Origin of the sequence: Marinobacter suaedae, assembly GCF_030519635.1 — a bacterium.
Lineage (GTDB): Bacteria > Pseudomonadota > Gammaproteobacteria > Pseudomonadales > Oleiphilaceae > Marinobacter > Marinobacter suaedae.
Genome location: NZ_JAUMIS010000002.1, coordinates 1,231,183 through 1,247,952 on the forward strand (window position 1 = coordinate 1,231,183; position 16,770 = coordinate 1,247,952).

Annotated in this window: 14 protein-coding genes; 4 read left to right on the forward strand and 10 right to left on the reverse strand. The window is 58.1% G+C overall.

Annotated features, from left to right (window positions below; translation table 11 throughout):
* Positions 1 to 2: 2 nt before the first annotated feature.
* Both QVZ43_RS14485 and QVZ43_RS14490 read left to right on the forward strand, forming a co-directional pair.
* Positions 3 to 656, forward strand: a complete 654-nt coding sequence (locus QVZ43_RS14485) for a class I SAM-dependent methyltransferase (RefSeq protein WP_302910510.1) — start codon at positions 3 to 5, stop codon at positions 654 to 656.
* 38 nt (positions 657 to 694) lie between these two features.
* On the forward strand, positions 695 to 1,702 hold the full coding sequence (locus QVZ43_RS14490) for a DUF2156 domain-containing protein (RefSeq protein WP_302910511.1): 1,008 nt from the start codon (positions 695 to 697) through the stop codon (positions 1,700 to 1,702).
* Here the strand turns inward: QVZ43_RS14490 and murI are convergent.
* Positions 1,685 to 2,530, reverse strand: a complete 846-nt coding sequence (gene murI / locus QVZ43_RS14495; protein ID WP_302910512.1) for a glutamate racemase — start codon at positions 2,528 to 2,530, stop codon at positions 1,685 to 1,687. The two genes, QVZ43_RS14490 and murI, sit on opposite strands and share 18 nt — an antisense overlap.
* Positions 2,527 to 3,354, reverse strand: a complete 828-nt coding sequence (nudC, locus tag QVZ43_RS14500) for an NAD(+) diphosphatase (RefSeq protein ID WP_302910513.1) — start codon at positions 3,352 to 3,354, stop codon at positions 2,527 to 2,529. The genes murI and nudC overlap by 4 nt, the downstream gene beginning before the upstream one ends.
* A gap of 140 nt (positions 3,355 to 3,494) precedes the next feature.
* Here nudC and plsB point away from each other — a divergent pair, with 140 nt between their 5' ends.
* On the forward strand, positions 3,495 to 5,963 hold the full coding sequence (plsB, locus tag QVZ43_RS14505; protein WP_302910514.1) for a glycerol-3-phosphate 1-O-acyltransferase PlsB: 2,469 nt from the start codon (positions 3,495 to 3,497) through the stop codon (positions 5,961 to 5,963).
* A 2-nt stretch (positions 5,964 to 5,965) separates the two neighbouring features.
* Here the strand turns inward: plsB and QVZ43_RS14510 are convergent, their stop codons facing one another.
* From QVZ43_RS14510 to ppc, 4 genes are all read right to left on the reverse strand, one after another.
* Positions 5,966 to 6,790: a class I SAM-dependent methyltransferase gene (locus QVZ43_RS14510; protein WP_302910515.1), complete on the reverse strand. Its 825-nt coding sequence runs from the start codon at positions 6,788 to 6,790 to the stop codon at positions 5,966 to 5,968.
* A gap of 189 nt (positions 6,791 to 6,979) precedes the next feature.
* Positions 6,980 to 7,678 carry a tRNA (adenosine(37)-N6)-threonylcarbamoyltransferase complex dimerization subunit type 1 TsaB gene (gene tsaB / locus QVZ43_RS14515; RefSeq protein ID WP_302910516.1) on the reverse strand — a complete coding sequence of 233 codons (699 nt, stop codon included), beginning with the start codon at positions 7,676 to 7,678 and terminating at the stop codon, positions 6,980 to 6,982.
* Positions 7,679 to 7,698: 20 nt separating this feature from the next.
* A complete protein-coding gene (gene adk, locus QVZ43_RS14520; RefSeq protein WP_223792850.1) occupies positions 7,699 to 8,352 on the reverse strand; it encodes an adenylate kinase in 654 nt (217 codons plus the stop codon).
* 354 nt (positions 8,353 to 8,706) lie between these two features.
* The gene (ppc, locus tag QVZ43_RS14525) at positions 8,707 to 11,352 is read right to left on the reverse strand and encodes a phosphoenolpyruvate carboxylase (RefSeq protein WP_302910517.1); all 2,646 of its coding nucleotides are present in this window, start codon (positions 11,350 to 11,352) and stop codon (positions 8,707 to 8,709) included.
* A 102-nt stretch (positions 11,353 to 11,454) separates the two neighbouring features.
* Here ppc and QVZ43_RS14530 point away from each other — a divergent pair, with 102 nt between their 5' ends.
* Positions 11,455 to 11,691, forward strand: coding sequence for a hypothetical protein (locus QVZ43_RS14530; RefSeq protein ID WP_223792848.1), 237 nt, complete (start codon positions 11,455 to 11,457; stop codon positions 11,689 to 11,691).
* 98 nt (positions 11,692 to 11,789) lie between these two features.
* On the opposite strand, the gene QVZ43_RS14535 is transcribed toward QVZ43_RS14530, so the two are convergent.
* The 4 genes from QVZ43_RS14535 to rlmD form a co-directional block, all read right to left on the reverse strand.
* Complete coding sequence (locus QVZ43_RS14535) at positions 11,790 to 12,134, reverse strand: pilin assembly protein (protein WP_223792847.1); 345 nt, start codon at positions 12,132 to 12,134, stop codon at positions 11,790 to 11,792.
* A 134-nt stretch (positions 12,135 to 12,268) separates the two neighbouring features.
* Positions 12,269 to 13,120, reverse strand: a complete 852-nt coding sequence (mazG, locus tag QVZ43_RS14540; protein WP_302910518.1) for a nucleoside triphosphate pyrophosphohydrolase — start codon at positions 13,118 to 13,120, stop codon at positions 12,269 to 12,271.
* Positions 13,117 to 15,354 carry a GTP diphosphokinase gene (gene relA / locus QVZ43_RS14545; RefSeq protein ID WP_223792845.1) on the reverse strand — a complete coding sequence of 746 codons (2,238 nt, stop codon included), beginning with the start codon at positions 15,352 to 15,354 and terminating at the stop codon, positions 13,117 to 13,119. Before relA ends, mazG begins: the two co-directional genes overlap by 4 nt.
* Before the next feature lie 56 nt (positions 15,355 to 15,410).
* Positions 15,411 to 16,760, reverse strand: a complete 1,350-nt coding sequence (rlmD, locus tag QVZ43_RS14550) for a 23S rRNA (uracil(1939)-C(5))-methyltransferase RlmD (protein ID WP_302910519.1) — start codon at positions 16,758 to 16,760, stop codon at positions 15,411 to 15,413.
* Positions 16,761 to 16,770 lie beyond the last annotated feature (10 nt).

Here is a 16,770-nt window from a genome sequence, read left to right on the forward strand (position 1 = left end):
CCATGCGCGACAAGTACAAATACATCGGTCCGGCCTACGATTTTCTGAGCCACCTGTACAGTGGCAAGAACATCCATCGATGCAAGACGGCGATGCTCGATGTTGAAACCGTCAAACCGGGTGATCGCATCCTGTTTGCCGGTGTAGGCCATGGGCGTGATGCCATCCGTGCCGCGGAACTGGGTGCCGAGGTGACCGTTGTCGACCTGTCCGAAACCATGCTGCGCAAATTCGCTGCGGCCCAGCAAAAAGAAGCACCGCGCCTGAAAATCCGTCGAATCCACAGCGACATCATGAACGTCGAAGAGGTTGAGCAATACGACATGGTCGTTGCCAACTTCTTCCTGAACGTTTTCGACGAGGACATGATGGTACGGGTGCTGGAGCACCTGATTCGTCTGGGCAAGCCCAATGCCAAAGTAGTGGTGGGTGATTTCTGCTACCCAAGTGGCAACCCCCTCGCCCGCATGTTCAAGAAAACATACTGGTATCTCGCCGTTTTGATCTTCTGGCTATTTGCCAACAACGCCTTCCACAAGATCTACAACTACCCCGAACACATGCAGCGTCTTGGATTGCAAGTGACCGACAAGAAGCATTTCAGGCTGCTCAACATGGACTGCTACTGGTCCATTCTCGGTAGAAAGCAGGCCTGAAACGGCCACCTTAGGGACAAACATCAGGGAACAAACGCATGTCGGATCAAACCCTTGCCCTGGATGGACTCCAGACACTCGCCAACAACACGTTCACCTTTGCCGAGCGGGTAAGCTACCTGAAAAAGCACGGGATTCACTCCCAGTCCTTCTCCACCCTTCAGCCTGGCATGAAGTATTTCGACATGCCGGGAATCGGGTACATCGCCTACATGAGGAAATGGGGCGGAACATTCGTTCTATCTGACCCGGTCTGTGCCCCGGAGCAGTTCGCAGTGATTCTGGAACACTTTCATAACCGTTTTCCGAACGCCAACTACATCCAGGTGTCGAAGGCAGTCGTGGATTTTCTCCACCTGCGCTTTGGTCTCTATGGCACCCAGTTCGGCTGCGAATCCCGAATCGACCTGCGCAAATGGTCCATGAGCGGCAAGAAAAAGCAGATTTTGCGCACTGCACTGAACCAGGCCGAGAAGCACAACATTTCTGTCAAGGAGCGATTCAGCGATGACCATACACGGGAAATTTCCGAGGCCTGGATTCGCACCCGCAAGTGCAAGAGTAACGAGATCCGCTTCCTGATCCGCCCGATGGAAATGAATTATCGGGAAAACGAGCGGCACTTCTACGCCTACCAGGATGGCAAGGCTGTTGGGTTCATCTACTTTGACCCGATCTACCTGAACAACGAAATCATCAGTTACGTACCGAACATTTCCCGGGCCAACGCCGACTTCAAGCAGGGCATCTTCTATACCCTGATGATTCGCGCCATGGAGGTCTTCAAGGCGGAGGGGGTCCCATTCGTCGATCTTGGGCTGATTCCCATGTCACTGGACCCCACCACAGAACATCAGGAGAGCCGCATCCTTAAGAAGCTTGAGCATCTGGTGTATGAAAAAGGAAACTTTCTCTACAACTTCAAGGGGCTCGAGTTCACCAAATCACGGTTCCGGGGCGAACAGTTCAAAACCTATTGCTGCCATAAGCGAGCGCTGCCCGCACTTGAGTTCCTTGCCATGTTCCGGCTAACCCGTCTGATCTGACGGGTTCGGCCATTGCTCAGAAATGCTCCTGGGAGCCAACCCCAGACCCGCCATGAATTCCTCCACATGATCAGGGGCTGGCCCGGAAAACAGCGCATGCTGGACGGGCCAATGGCCTCTGCTCTGCTGGTTCTGGGCTGCCTCGAGTTGCCCCTGCTCCTGTAACCAGTGTCCAACCCGCCGTGCAATGGCCTGCCCGGAGTCCACCCAGTGGTCGACTCCGGGCAAGACTTCCTTCAGCGCGTCCTTGAGCAACGGATAATGGGTACACCCCAACACCACAGTATCCACCTCCAGCTGACGGAAAGCCGCAACCACCTCCTGCAGTTCCTGTTCAGGCACCGGGACACCGCGCACAAGATCTTCCGCCCAGCGCACGAGTCCCGGATGACCTATCCGTTCCACCTGGCAGTGCGCCGCAAACTCGTTCACCAGATTATCCAGGTAAGGTCGTCGAATGGTGGCCGGGGTAGCGAGGACGCCTATTCTTCCGTTGCGAGTCTGGGCGGCGGCCGGCTTGATGGCGGGCACCACGCCAACGACCGGCACGGGGGTACTGGCACGAAGGTGAGGCAGAACCACAGTACTGGCGGTATTGCAGGCGACCACAATGACATGACAGGGCATCTTTTCCAGCGCCGCCGAAATCAGGCTCAGGCAGCGTTCCACCACAACGGTTTCCGGCTGATCGCCATAGGGAAAACCCAGGTTGTCCGCGAGGTAAATCAATTCAACCCCAGGCCATTCACGGGCAATGCAGGACGCCACACTCAAGCCGCCAACGCCGGAATCGAACACAAGCACCCTGGGTGCCGGCTGTTCACTCACTGGCGGTCTCCATCACCACGAATCTGCCTGCCCATGGCGTGAATCAGGCGACCCGCAATGGTTGTGCTCGGTGGCACCGGAGGCATACTGTTTGGCATAAACCAGTCGGCATCCGCCAGCTCATCTTCCTGAAGCTTCAACTCGCCACCGGCATAATCAGCGAAGAAACCGACCATCAGCTGGTGGGGAAAGGGCCATGGCTGGGAGGCGTAGTAACGGACATTGGCAACATCCATCCCGGTTTCTTCCTTCACCTCCCGGACAACGGCTTCTTCCAGGCTTTCCCCCGGCTCAACGAAGCCCGCTATCAGGCTGTAGAAGTGCCGCTTAACCCGAGAGGATTTGGCCAGGAGCAGGCGATCGGCCTTCCTGATCACCACAATCACACAGGGCGCTAATCTCGGATACCAGGGAATCTGGCAGGCCTCGCACCACTTGGCTCGCTCCCTGTCATGCACTTGGGTCTGTTCACCGCATCGTCCGCAGTAGCGATGATCTCGCCACCACTGCCAAACCTGGGCGCCTGTACTCAGCAGTCCGGCCGGCGCATCCTCCGCCATCAGAAGGGCATCACGGAGACTCACCAACTCCAGCTCTGGCAAAATGTGCTTTTGTCCCTCGGTCACAAACACCGACTGCCTGCCCAGGGTGCCCAGAGAAACCATCTCTTCCGACAACTCCTCCAGCAGGTGCTCGCTGGCCGGCACCAGCCAGCCTTCCGCTGGCTTTAGGATGTCATGTCCTGAAAACAGTAACAGCGAGTCTCCTGGTTGAGGAGCGGTTGTTGCCCAGCCCGGAAGCCATTCGTCGTCGGGAATCGTCATATCGGCCTTTTAAATATCCTACGGATGCGCCACGCTGAAATGTAACATACCGGCAAGGAAACCAAGTATGTACTCCGGCTTTCCGCACCGGTCTCAACCAAGTAAAATTAATCCCTTTATGTTCACCGGAGCACGAAAGTATGCGACTTTTCCAGGGCATTCACAGCCTGATTCTGGCTTTTTTCCGGAAGATCCTGTTTCTCTGGGTCAGGACCGATGCCAGCGGCAACAGTGCTGAAGCCCTGGGGCTGGATCCTGAAAAACCGGTTTGCTACGTACTCCCGACCAGCTCCCTGTCTAGCCGCCTCGTTCTTGAGCATGAGGTTATTCGTTCCGGCCTGCCCGGGGCAACGGAAGCCCTACCGGTCAAGAACGGCCCGGCCCACTCATTCTTTTTCCTTTACGAACGTCCGGGCGGCCTCATTCGTCGCCGGCCAACCCCCACCACAACACCCGAGTTTGAAGCACTGATCCAATACGGGCTGGCGCACCCTGACGAAGACGTTCAGATCGTGCCGGTGTCCCTGTTCTGGGGCCGCTCACCCGACAAGGAAAAATCGCTGGTCAAGCTGCTGCTGTCCGATACCTGGAACGTAGCAGGGCGACTGCAGAAGCTCCTCATCATTATGGTGCACGGCCGCAGCACCTACGTGCAGTTCAACCAGCCGTTGTCACTGAAACTGGTCATTGATGAGTACCGCCATTCCGAAGAGCGGGCCAAAAGAAAACTCGCGCGTATCCTGCGCACCCACTTCCGGCGGGTACGTCAGGCGGTCCTCGGGCCGGACCTGTCACACCGGCGAACACTGGTCAGCAGTCTGGTACGCACCCCCGCGGTAAAGGAAGCCATTCGGGAAACCGCCGCCAAAGAAGGTGTTGCCCCGGAGAAGGTGCGGGCGAAGGCCTGGAAGTACGCAGACGAAATTGCCGCCAACATGTCCATCGTCACCATCCGCTTTCTGGAAGTGGTGCTGTCCTGGCTCTGGAACCGGATCTACAACGGGATCGCCGTCAATAATATCAAGGTGGTCAAAGAGGTCGCCCAGGAAAACGCGGTTGTCTACGTTCCTTGCCACCGGTCCCACATTGATTACCTGTTACTGTCCTACGTCCTGTACAAGAATGGCCTGATGCCCCCCCACATTGCTGCCGGCATCAATCTGAATATGCCCGTGGTTGGGCCGATCCTGCGCCGCGGCGGTGCCTTTTTCATGCGCCGGAGCTTCAAGGACAACCCGCTCTACGCCACTGTGTTCAACGAGTACATGCACGTGATGTTCTCCCGGGGCTATTCGGTGGAGTACTTTGTGGAAGGTGGCCGCAGCCGGACCGGGCGGATGCTTCAGCCCCGCCCCGGCATGCTGGCCATGACGGTGCGCAGTTTCCTGCGGGATCACCGCAAGCCCATCGTGTTCGTGCCCGTCTATATTGGCTATGAGAAAGTGATGGAGGGGCGAACCTACCTGGGTGAGCTTCGGGGCAAGAAAAAGCAGAAGGAAAGCATCTTCACCCTGGCCAAGACCGCTCGCAAGCTGAGCAACTCCTTTGGCCAGGTGGCGCTGAACTTTGGCGACGCAATTCCGCTGACTGACGTACTCGATGAAGTTCACAATAGCTGGCGCGAGGAAGCCTATGATTCGGAGTACCGCCCGGCCTGGCTCAACAGCGTGGTGGACCAGCTCTCTCAGCGGGTGGCTGCCAACATCAATGCTGCCGTCGCAGTAAACCCGATTGGCATGACCGCAACCGTCCTGTTAGGTACCGAGCGTCTGGCGATGGACGAAAAACAACTGATCCGCCTGATGGATCAGTACGCCGAGCTACTCAAAGCCTTCCCCTATGCCGATACCGTCACTCTGCCCGAGGGGAGCGGTAAGGACTGGGTGGCCTACTGCGAAAATATGGGTCTGGTGGAGCGCCAGCCCCAGAAACTGGGCGACATTATTGCCCTGGAAGGCAGCAATGCCATCCTGATGACCTACTACCGGAACAACATCCAGCACCTGTTCGCCCTGCCGGCGCTGGTGGCCAGTCTGTTTGAAAACAAGGATGCCCTCAGCAGGGAAAAGATCCTGTTTCTGGCCGGTGTTGCCTATCCGTATCTGCAGGCTGAACTGTTCCTGAAGTACAGCGCCGACGATGCTGAAAAGGTCATCGATCAGTGGATTGATGTATTGATCGATCAGGGGCTGCTGATTACTCTGGAGGACGGCCGGATTGGTCGCCCTGCCGAGGGCACAGAAGAAATGCTGCGCCTGCGGGTACTGTCCCGCTTTATTATTCAGACCCTGGAGCGCTACCACATCGCCCTGGGAATCCTGCGCAAGAATGGGTCCGGCAAGCTGACCGCCGAAGAACTGGAAAATCAGAGCACCCTGCTCGCCGAGCGCATGTCCATTCTGTTCGGCCTCAATGCACCGGAGTTTTTCGACAAGACTCTGTTCCGCAATTTCATCGCCCATCTCAAGAAGAACGGTGTCATCACAACCGATGACAACGGCCTGATCAGCTACGGAGATGGCCTGGATGAGGTAGCGGACGATGCCCGGCTGGTCCTGGGGATAGAGAAGCGGCAGGCCATCCAGCAAGTCACCATGCTGGATGCGTGAGCCTAGCTGGCCGGCAACGCCTTGATCGGATAAATGTCGTAACGGCTGCTCTTTCCCTCGACCACTGTTGCCGGCTCTGTACCCTCAATCGAGGGTGCCTTCCTGGGACGCTTGACCACAACGCGGTAACGGGCACAGTCAAGAGCGGCGGCCAGCAACTGCGCGGAATCCTCATCGTCACCAACGACTTGCCGGAACACCTGCATTTCCTTTTTGACCAGCGCAGACTTGTCCCGATGCGGGAACATAGGGTCCAGATACACCACGTCCACTGCATCCGGGCCGGCTTCCGATAGCCAGTCGATACTGCTGCCCGACATCAGCGTCATGCGCTCAACGATGGGCGCACAATCCACATTGAGTGCTGCCCGGGCCAGGCCATCGGCCAGCAGCGCATGAATGATCGGGTTGCGTTCGAACAAGGTTACCGTGCAGCCGAGACTGGCCAGCACAAAACCGTCTTGCCCCAGGCCTGCCGTCGCATCGAGCACATGCAGCGCTGCCTTGGTTTTTTGCATTCCGACTGCCTTGGCGACCAGCTGCCCCACTCCGCCGCCATGCTCGCGCCGGTAACCCATTTTGCCAGCAACGAAGTCCACGCAAACCGGGCCCGGGGCACCTTTGCCGGTTACCTGCAGACACAAGCCCTGTTCGTCGGAAAACAGAATGACTGGAAAATCCCGGACATCTTTGGGGCGAACCACCCCAAGGTCGGGCAGGCCCAAGCTGTCTGCGAGAGAGGACGTAAGAGAAGAATCACCGAGTGGACTTCGGCCAATGGCCAGCCCGTTACCGGAGGAAGAGGGTGCGTTCCGTGCCCGTTTCATTAAACCAGAATACTGATGTCAGCCAGCGCGCGAACCGGCCCAGAGCGCTTCCTGCCGGAAGAGCTGCTGCCAGTCTGAACACCGAAATTACCAGATGCTACGCCGCCAATCATGAAAGTAACCAGGACTCAGGAAAAAGGACAAGTAAACGGCAAGTATGGGCGATGTACGGGCGGAAAAAAAGTCGCCCTATTCCCGACCGGGCAGCTTCTTCCAGGCCACTTCGTCCCGGATGTAAACTGGCTGAGCCTGTTCCGCCGGGACGCTCCGCCCGTGCCGGACCTCTTGTTCTGCCAGCCGGGCAACCCAGGCGGCCCGAGGCACCAGCGACTTGTCTGCTGAATCAACCTCGCTGACCACCGACTCCGGCATCTGATCCCTGAAAGCCCAGCCCATTCCGGCACCGATCCAGCGTTTCGGAGCACCTTCGAGCGTCACCAGAGACGGAGGACAAACCCGCTCTTCCCCCTGCAGGATGGGAAAATTGTCCTGACAGGCGAAGCAGCCCCAGTACACCTCGCTCATTCGAGCATCAAAGGCCACCGCTACGGCATCCCCATCGTCGAGCCTGTTGGCATCGATTGCCCCCAGCGCCACTGCTTGCAGCGAGGACACAGGAACCACCGGCACTTCGAGGCCCCAGGCGAGGCCCTGAATGACGCCGGTGGCAATCCGAACCCCCGTGAACGAGCCGGGGCCGCGGGCAAAGGCCAAGGCATCCAAATCCGAAGGTGCGAGTTCCGCTTCTGAAAGCAGTTCGCGAACCATAGGCATGAGCAGACGCGTATGCCCACGGGGCGCGATTTCAAATCGCTCGGACAAAGCACCATCCACCAGGAGGGCGGCAGAGCAACCCTCCGAGGATGTATCGAGTGCCAGCAATTTCACAGAGAGGAAATCCCGATGTCTTATTTAAGTTCGGACAGGATCTGGTCGCGAATGCTATCCAGGCTACCAACACCTTCAACGCGGACGTAACGCGGCGCAGCTTCCGGTTCCTTGGAGGCCCAGTCCTGATAGTAACCAATCAGAGGAGCGGTCTGGTCGTGGTAGATACCCAGGCGCTTACGCACGGTTTCTTCCTTGTCGTCCTCGCGCTGAACCAGCGGTTCGCCGGTTTCGTCGTCCTTGCCCTCAACTTTGGGCGGATCGTATTTGACGTGGTAGATCCGACCGCTGCCCTCGTGTACCCGACGGCCAGACAGACGGCTAACGATCTCCTCGTCGTCTACGGCGATTTCAACCACGTAATCGATAGAGATGCCCTGGTCTTTCAGAGCCTCGGCCTGAGGAATAGTGCGTGGGAAGCCGTCCAGCAGGAAGCCATTCTTGCAATCCGGCTCCTGGATACGTTCTTCGATCAGAGCGATGATGATGTCATCAGACACCAGCCCACCGGTCGCCATCACTTCCTTGACCTGTTTGCCAAGCTCGGACTCAGCCTTAACCGCGGCTCGCAGCATGTCACCGGTGGAAATCTGCGGGATGTCAAAGCGCTCGGTAATGAACTGGGCCTGGGTTCCCTTTCCTGCGCCCGGTGCGCCTAGCATGATGATCCGCATAAATTTGTGCTCCCAATATAAGTAGTATCGTGTGAAAAGTTGCGGCAAAAGCTCTCGCCTTTGCGACAACCTCTCTCTCGGTTGACAACCACTGCCCCCAGATTCAGAGAACGCGCATTATACGAAGTCAGCCCTCTTAGAGAAAGTCGACCTACGTACCAGTCCCAGAGCATAGTGTTCTCTGCAACCGCCATCCATCCTGGGTTGGACTGTCAAGGTAACCGCAGAAATCCGGCGCTGAATGGACGACAATCGGCCGCCCGCACACTCCGTGAGGTGTCGGGCAGTGTTCCAGAGCCCAGCCAGCGCTGTGTGCCTGGAAGGTCAGCGACAGTCTACTCTTCGCATCCCTAATTAACCGGTGTTTCGCATGCCAGCCGATATTCCGGCCATGGTTACTTTCAGTGCGCGCTCTACCAGCTCCGACACTTCACCCTGCTCCTCCCCTTGCCGGCTACGTCGAAGCAGCTCAGCCTGCAGATAGTGCAGAGGATCCGTGTATGGATTGCGCACCCGCATGGAGTGAGCGAATACCGGCTCGGCTTCCAGCAACTCACTCTGTTGCTTGAGTTCCAGCAGCCGCTGAATGCACTGCTGCAGCCGACTGCGGAGGTCGGCGCCCAACTCCTTGAGCTGTGGGTCATCAAGCAACGTCTTCTCATAATAACTGGCAATCCTGAAATCAGCCTTCGCCACCACCATTTCCAGCATGTCGATGTACGTTCGGAAAAACGGCCAGCCTCGCATCATCTCCCTGAGTTGGGGCAGCTTTTTCTCCTGCGCCGCTTCTTCCAGAGCAACGTCACTGCCCAACCAGCTAGGGAGCATCAATCGCATCTGGGTCCAGGCAAAGATCCACGGAATCGCCCGAAGGCTCTCCACCCCGCCGGTCGCCTTGCGCCGGGCCGGTCGACTGCCGAGGGCCAGCTTGCCCAGCGCCTGCTCTGGCGTGACCTGCCGGAAATAAGGCACAAAATCCGGGTGCTCCCGAACCACTTCACGATAAGATTTCAGAGACCGCTCTGTCAGCCAGTCCATGGTCTCCCGCCACCCCGGTTCGGGTTGACGCGGCGGCGCCAGGGTGGCTTCAACAACCGCTGTGGTGTAAAGCGTGAGGCTTTGAACCGCCAGTTCCGGCAGACCAAACTTGAAGCGGATCATTTCACCCTGCTCGGTAATTCGAAAGCTGCCATTCACAGATCCTGGAGGCTGGGAGAGGATCGCCCGGTTGGCCGGTCCGCCACCCCGGCCGACCGTGCCGCCACGCCCGTGGAACAGGGTCAGGTGCACACCATACTGGCTGGCGACTTCCGTCAGTTTTTCCTGGGCCTGGTACTGCGCCCAGGCGGCCATCAGCTGACCGGCGTCTTTGGAAGAATCAGAATAACCAATCATCACTTCCTGGCGACCCTGGGTGTACTGCCGGTACCAGTCCACCTGATACAGGGCCTCCATGCTCTCAGGAGCCCCACGCAAATCGTCCAGAGTTTCAAACAGCGGCACAACGCGCATCGGGTGCCTCATCCCGGCTTCGCGAAGCAGCAAAATGACATTCAGGACATCGGAAGGCTTGCTGGCCATGGAAATCACGTAGGAGCCCAGGGCCTGAGGCGTCTGTCCGGCAACCACTTCACAGGTGGCCAGCACTTCGCGAACGTTATCCGAAGGCTCCCAGCTGCGAGGAACCAAAGGGCGTCGGCCCTGCAGCTCCTCAACAAGGAACGCCTGCCGCTGCTCTTCCGACCAGGACAGGTAGTCCCCAAGGCCGAGATAACTGACCATCTCGGCCACAGCCTCAGCATGACGGGAGGCCTCCTGCCGGATATCGAGACGAATCAGCGGCAAGCCAAAGGTATGCGCACGGCGAATAGTGTCCAGTAAGGGTCCATCGGCAATACTGTCCAGGCCACAGGCCACCAGCGATCGGTAGCACAGCTCGAGGGGCGCGGTCAGATCCTCGTTTTCAAACAGTATGCCGGTAGCATCGGCCGGCTCATCGTTGATGCAGGCCTCGGCCCAATCGCGGGTTTTGATCAGCCGCTCGCGCAGACCGCCGAGCACTTCGCGGTAAGGTTCCCGGGCATCGCCCACCACACCTTTCAGTTCATCGCTGGCCTGCCACATGGAAAGCTCGGCACGCAGCATCTTGATGTCCCGCAGGAACAGGTCAGCCGCCATCCAGCGGCCAAGCAGGAACACCTGCCGGGTGACATCGTGGGTCACATTCGGATTGCCGTCCCGATCCCCGCCCATCCAGGATGCAATGCGAATGGGCGACACCTGCATGGGGAGACCATTGCCCGTCGCGTCCATCAGCGAGGCATCCAGACTCCTCAGGAACTGGGGTAATGCATGCCAGAGGCTGTGTTCGATGACCGCAAAGCCCCACTTGGCTTCATCCACCGCCGTCGGACGCTCGTGGCGTATTTCATCGGTGTGCCAGGCCTCCGTAATTAACCGGAAGAGTCGGCCAACGATCTCTTCCCGCTCGGCGGGCAGCAGATCATCGTGATCCAACTGCCCCAGGCAATGGGACATCTCGTCATACTTCATAATCAGCGTACGGCGAGCGACTTCCGTCGGGTGAGCGGTCAGCACAAATTCGAGCCGCAGATCCGCCACTTTCTGGTGCAGCTCTGCCGGGCTGACGCCACCCGCTTTCAAACGAGCAAAGACGTCCCCCAAGGATTCAACCACCAGGTCGGATTGGTGCCCACGCTTGCGGCGGATGCCGTGATATTGCTCGGCCAGATTGGCAAGATTGAGAAACTGGTTGAAGGCGCGGGTAACCGGCAGCAACTCGTCATCGCCCAGCTTACCCAACAGGCTGACCAGACGCTGACCGGAATCGTCTTCCTGGAGCCGGTCGCTCTTGGCGGCAGCTCGGATCTCCTCGATCAGCTCGAAACAGTCCTGCCCCGGGGATCGTCGGATACTCTGCCCCAGCAGCTCTCCCAACAGGCGAACATTTTCACGAAGATCAGGGTGAAGCTCGGTCACGGTTACGTCCTTTTAATTGACGGCGACAAACGAAACTTACGATACTAAGGTTTGGTTCAGAAAGTCTATTGGCGAAGCTCGCCGGCGGCCCTAGGAGTCCACATGAAAGTAACCGATCTGCCAAAGCACTGGGAAAGCGACAAGCAAACTGTTGAGCGCACTCACGACTACAATCTGAGACTGCCGTTGGAAGATGCGGCTCGGATTGCAGCACTGGCAGAGATCTATCCGGACCGCAGTGAAAGCGACATCCTGAACGACATGATCAGCGCCGCGCTGGATGATCTGGTGCGCCAGACACCATTGAAAGACCGACTGGAAAGCAAGAAAGCCAAGTAACACCCATCGGGCCGTGGCACCTTGTTCTGAGGCCCAACGAAATGGAGCGCCGTTCGGCGCTCCAGATGCTTCATGACTGAGATATCAGGGAAGAAAGGTCAGGCGACTGAGTCCAGCTGACGAGCCTTCAAGCGCTGGATGTGCTTCTGGCTCAGACTGACAAACTTGGGCGTCAAGCCCTGATCTTCATAGATTTCGAAACCATCCTCGTCGTACGCCACAACTTTGGTTCCCTGGACATAGGGGAAACTGGTTTCAAGTTCGTCCAGCGCCGCAGACACCAGATCCCGCATCAGGTCCTGCGGAGATTTCATCGGATAAAGCGCCGCCAGCTTTTCCAGGCGACTATGATGCTGGTCAGACAAAGCCGCAAAATAGGCGTCGCGAGTCAGCCGTCCCCGCGCATGTTTGTCCCAGTAATTGACCAGATCCTTAATTTTCATCGTGCCCTCACTCCTGCATCTTTTTTATCGCGAACGGACTCTGATTTCCGCTGCGGAGAAGTGTAGTCGAACCGGCTTTTCAGGGGGCATGAAATTGGTAACGAATTGTACTTACGACTTTTTTCCAGCCCACGCTAAGTGCCAGTGCTGCCTTTTTCAACGCCCTTAACCGACTGCCAGACAGCATCCAGGGCATCCAGACTTTCGTCGTCCATACTTCGCCCTTCCCGCTCCAGAATCCGTTCGATCTCCCGGAACCGGGACTCGAATTTGTGATTGGTTCGCTTCAGGGCTTGCTCAGGATTTACGCTCAAAAAGCGTGCAAGGTTCACACAAACGAACAGGAGATCGCCCATCTCATCTTCAACGGCATCCGCATCGCCGGTGCCAGCCTGAAGTTCCGTCCAAGCCTCCTTCAGTTCGTCAATTTCCTCATGCAGCTTATCGAACACCGGCTCAATGTCTGGCCAGTCAAAGCCGTGCCGGGCAGCCCGTTTCTGCAGTTTTTCCGCCCGGGCCATGGCCGGTAATGTGCGGGCAATACCAGCGAGCCGGCCGGGCTCTTCCTCCGCAGGGGGCATCATCGCACGCTCTTCCGCCTTGATGCGCTCCCAACTCTCTTTGATCCAGGCCTCGTCCGGGCGGTTGTCGGGATCAATGCGGCTATCCAGCGTGCCCGCCGGAAAAACGTGAGGATGGCGACGTACGAGCTTGCGCACCAGATTATCCACCACTTCGTCAAACTCGAAGCGACCTTCCTCCCGGGCAATCTGCGCATAGAAGATGACTTGGAACAGCAGATCCCCAAGCTCGTCCTTCAGATGACCATAGTCGCCCCGCTCAATAGCATCGGCTACTTCGTAGGCCTCCTCGATGGTGTGAGGAACAATGCTGCTGTAGGTCTGCCTGGTGTCCCAGGGGCAACCGGTGTCCGGCTCCCTGAGGCGGGCCATCAGCGTTTTCAGATCATCGATTGAGTAGCTCATCCGCGCCTGCGTCTTACATCGATAATGTTCGAAAGATTACGAATCTGCGCCAGCAAACGTGCCAGCTGCTCCAGGCTCGAAATCTCCACCGTTACCGTCATCGTGGCGGTGTTTTCGTCCTTGTTGGTTTGTGTGTGCAGCGCCACCACGTCCGTTTTAGAGGCCGACAACACTTGGGTAATATCTCTCAGAAGACCCGAACGATCGTAGGCTTCGATCTCGATGTCCACCGGATACACCGCCGTGGGCTGGCCACCCCAGCTCACCTCGATGATCCGGTTCGGCTCATACTCCCGCAGGTGCAGGAAGGTCAGACAGTCGAGCCTGTGCACCGTCACGCCCCGGCCAACCGTGATATAGCCGCCGATGGGGTCTCCCGGCAGGGGCTTGCAGCACTTGGCCACCTGGGTCTTGAGTTTGCCTACCCCCACGATATGGATGTCTGAATCCGCCGGGATCGGTTTGCGTCGCTGGGGTGCCAGCTTCAGATCAAGCTGTTCGCTCTTCGGTTCCAACAGTTGCTGGGCACAGTGGGCCACGTGCGCCGGCCGAAGATCGCCAGCCCCGATGGCGGCAAACATGTCATCAGCGCAGAGGTAGTTCACCCTCTGGGCCAGATCGTTCAGGTTCACGTCGTAAATGGAAAGGCGCTTGAACTCATCCTCCAGAATGGCCCGGCCGTCGACAATGTTCCGGTCACGGTCCTGCTGTTTGAACCAGTGCGTTACCTTGGCACGCGCCCGGGAGGTCTGGATGTAACCGAGACTGGGATTCAGCCAGTCGCGACTTGGAGCCGGGTTGTTAGAGGTGAGAATAAACACCTGATCCCCGGTCTTCAGCGGATAGGTCAGAGGAACAATGCGGTTGTTCACCCGGGCTCCTCGACAGGCATGACCTATCTCGGTGTGCACACGGTAAGCAAAGTCCACCGGTGTAGCGCCCTGGGGAAGATCCACCACGTGGCCTTCGGGCGTGAAGACATAGACCCGATCGGAGGTCACATCGGATTTGAGGTGGTCCGCCAGCCCGGACAAATCCCCCAGCTCTTCCTGCCACTCAAGAACCTGGCGCAGCCAGTTGATCTTGGCGTCGTAGCCGGTGGACTTGTTGCTCTTGTCAGTGCCTTTATACAGCCAGTGGGCGCACACCCCCAGTTCAGCTTCCTCGTGCATCTGATGGGTGCGAATCTGCACCTCGACCACTTTGCCTTCGGGGCCAATCACCGCGGTGTGCAGGGACTGGTAACCATTTTCCTTAGGGTTGGCGATGTAGTCGTCAAACTCGTTCGGGATATGACGCCAGAGCGTGTGCACAATCCCCAGCGCGGCGTAACAGTCCCGGACTTCGGGCACCAGAATGCGCACCGCCCGAACGTCGTAGACCTGGGAAAAATCGATGTCCTTGCGGCGCATCTTTCGCCAGATGCTGTAGATGTGTTTGGCTCGCCCGGAAAGCTCCGCCTTGATTCCGGACTCTTCCAGCTGTTCTTGCAGAATCTCGATCACGCTGCGGATATAGCTGTCCCGCGCCAGACGCTTTTCGTCCAGCAACTTGGCGATTTTCTTGTAAGCGGATTCATGCAGGTAACGGAACGACAGATCTTCCAGCTCCCACTTGATGTGACCGATGCCAAGCCGGTGAGCCAGGGGGGCGTATATGTCGAATACTTCCCGCGCCACCCGCATGCGCTTTTCTTCGGACGCATTCTTGACCGCCCGGATGACGCTGGTCCGCTCCGCCAGTTTGATCAGGGCCACCCGAACATCATCAATCATGGTGACCAGCATCTTGCGGACGTTATCGAGCTGGCCTTCGCTCTGGCCGAGGACATTGCCTTTCAGGGGATGATGAATGGAGGAAATTGCCGCCATCTGCAGAACACCCTTGATCAGCCCGGCAATCTCGTCGCCGAACTCCCGCCGGATGTTTTCCAGCGGCAGACGTTCCTCGCGTACAGCCCGGTAAAGCATGGCAGCCACCAGGCTGGCCTGGTCCAGATGTAGTTCGGCCAGCACCTGCACCATTTCCAGCCCGATCCGGAAACTGCTGGCGCCCTCAGTCCACTGCTGTTCATCACGTATAGCCCGCAGGTCAGCTTCCGCGGCCCTCTCACAGGCCTGGCGGAACTGATCAATGTCTTCGAGTTGCGTCAGGCCGGAAACGTGCTGCACGCAACGCTCTATGTCGACCTCGCCCTCTTCAGTGACGACGTAATCTTCGCGGACTTTTACCATAGCGTTTTCGCTGTCCCTGTTTGTTACCGCCCATTATCCCATAGGGCGAACTACCTTTAGGAAGCGTCCCGCTCGAACAGAGCAATGGACTCAACATGGGTGGTGTGGGGAAACATATCCATCACACCGGCACGCACCAGCCGATAGCCATTGCGCACCATGACCCCGGCATCACGGGCCAGCGTTGCCGGGTTACAGGAAACATAGACGATTCGGCCGGCGCCGAACGCTGTCAGGTACTTGCAGATTTCCTCGGCGCCAGACCGGGGCGGGTCAATCAGAATCTTGTCGAAGCCCTCTTTCGCCCAACTCTGACCGGTGAAATCACCATGCAGGTCGGCGCCATGGAAGCTGACGTTGTCCAGGCCGTTCAGCCGCGCGTTCTCGCGTCCGCGAACAACCATGGCATCATCGCCTTCCACGCCGACCACCTGGCCGCTCCTGCGCGCCAGCGGCAAGGTAAAATTACCCAGACCGCAGAACAGATCCAGCACCCGTTCACCCGGCTGAATGTCGAGCCACTCGACCGCTCGACGAACCATCTTCTGGTTAATACCCGCATTGACCTGGGTGAAGTCCATGGGATGGAACTGCATGGTGAGATCGAACTCATCCAGCCGATAGCTTAGTCGCTCATCCTCATGCCCGGACGACTCTGGCCAGATTCTGTGAACGGTGTCAGGCCCTTTCGGCTGGAGGTAAATATGCAAATCGTGGGCCTTTCCAAACTCGATCAGGCGCGTGCGATCTGACTCGCTCAGCTCATCCATATTTCGGAAGACCATAGCCGCCACATCGTCGCCGCAAGCCACCTCCACCTGGGCAATCCGCTTGTAGGCTTCCAGCTCGTACAGCATCTCCCGTAGAGGCATGATCCGCTCGCCAATGCGCGGATCCATCACCACACACCGATCGATGTCGGTCAGGAAGCTGTTGCGCTTCTCGCGAAAGCCCACCAGCACAGACTCCCGCGCCGTCACGTAACGCACGCCCAGACGGGCCTTTCGGCGGTAGCCAAGGGTGTTGTCGGAGCGCATGGGAGCAATCCACTCTTCCGGCTCAATGCCTCCGAAGTGGGCAAAATGCTCCCGGAGGGTATCTTCCTTGAACCGAATCTGGGCATCACCGCTCATGTGCTGGAGACTGCATCCGCCACACAGGTCAGCAAAGCCGCATGGGGATTCCTGACGCTCCGGCACGCTTTCCAGTACCTCGATAGCCCGCAATTCATCAAATTTGCTGCGGGTGGATACCATCTTGGCCATCACGGTCTCACCCGGCAGGGCACCGTCGACAAACTGTGTCTTGCCATCCTGACGGGCAATGCCCCGGCCGTCGTGGCTCAGGGTCTCGATGGAACAGCGCACAGGCTCCGTCGGTAGAGCCTTGCGGCGTCGTCTGCTCATAAAACTACTC

Bases quoted from the DNA above. Each gene is read 5' to 3' on its own strand.
- QVZ43_RS14485 (WP_302910510.1), top strand. From the start codon at position 3: ATGCGCGACAAGTACAAATACATCGGTCCGGCCTACGATTTTCTGAGC.
- QVZ43_RS14490 (WP_302910511.1), top strand. From the start codon at position 695: ATGTCGGATCAAACCCTTGCCCTGGATGGACTCCAGACACTCGCCAAC.
- nudC (WP_302910513.1), bottom strand. From the start codon at position 3,354: ATGACGATTCCCGACGACGAATGGCTTCCGGGCTGGGCAACAACCGCT.
- plsB (WP_302910514.1), top strand. From the start codon at position 3,495: ATGCGACTTTTCCAGGGCATTCACAGCCTGATTCTGGCTTTTTTCCGG.
- QVZ43_RS14510 (WP_302910515.1), bottom strand. From the start codon at position 6,790: ATGAAACGGGCACGGAACGCACCCTCTTCCTCCGGTAACGGGCTGGCC.
- adk (WP_223792850.1), bottom strand. From the start codon at position 8,352: ATGCGGATCATCATGCTAGGCGCACCGGGCGCAGGAAAGGGAACCCAG.
- QVZ43_RS14530 (WP_223792848.1), top strand. From the start codon at position 11,455: ATGAAAGTAACCGATCTGCCAAAGCACTGGGAAAGCGACAAGCAAACT.
- QVZ43_RS14535 (WP_223792847.1), bottom strand. From the start codon at position 12,134: ATGAAAATTAAGGATCTGGTCAATTACTGGGACAAACATGCGCGGGGA.
- mazG (WP_302910518.1), bottom strand. From the start codon at position 13,120: ATGAGCTACTCAATCGATGATCTGAAAACGCTGATGGCCCGCCTCAGG.
- relA (WP_223792845.1), bottom strand. From the start codon at position 15,354: ATGGTAAAAGTCCGCGAAGATTACGTCGTCACTGAAGAGGGCGAGGTC.
- rlmD (WP_302910519.1), bottom strand. From the start codon at position 16,760: ATGAGCAGACGACGCCGCAAGGCTCTACCGACGGAGCCTGTGCGCTGT.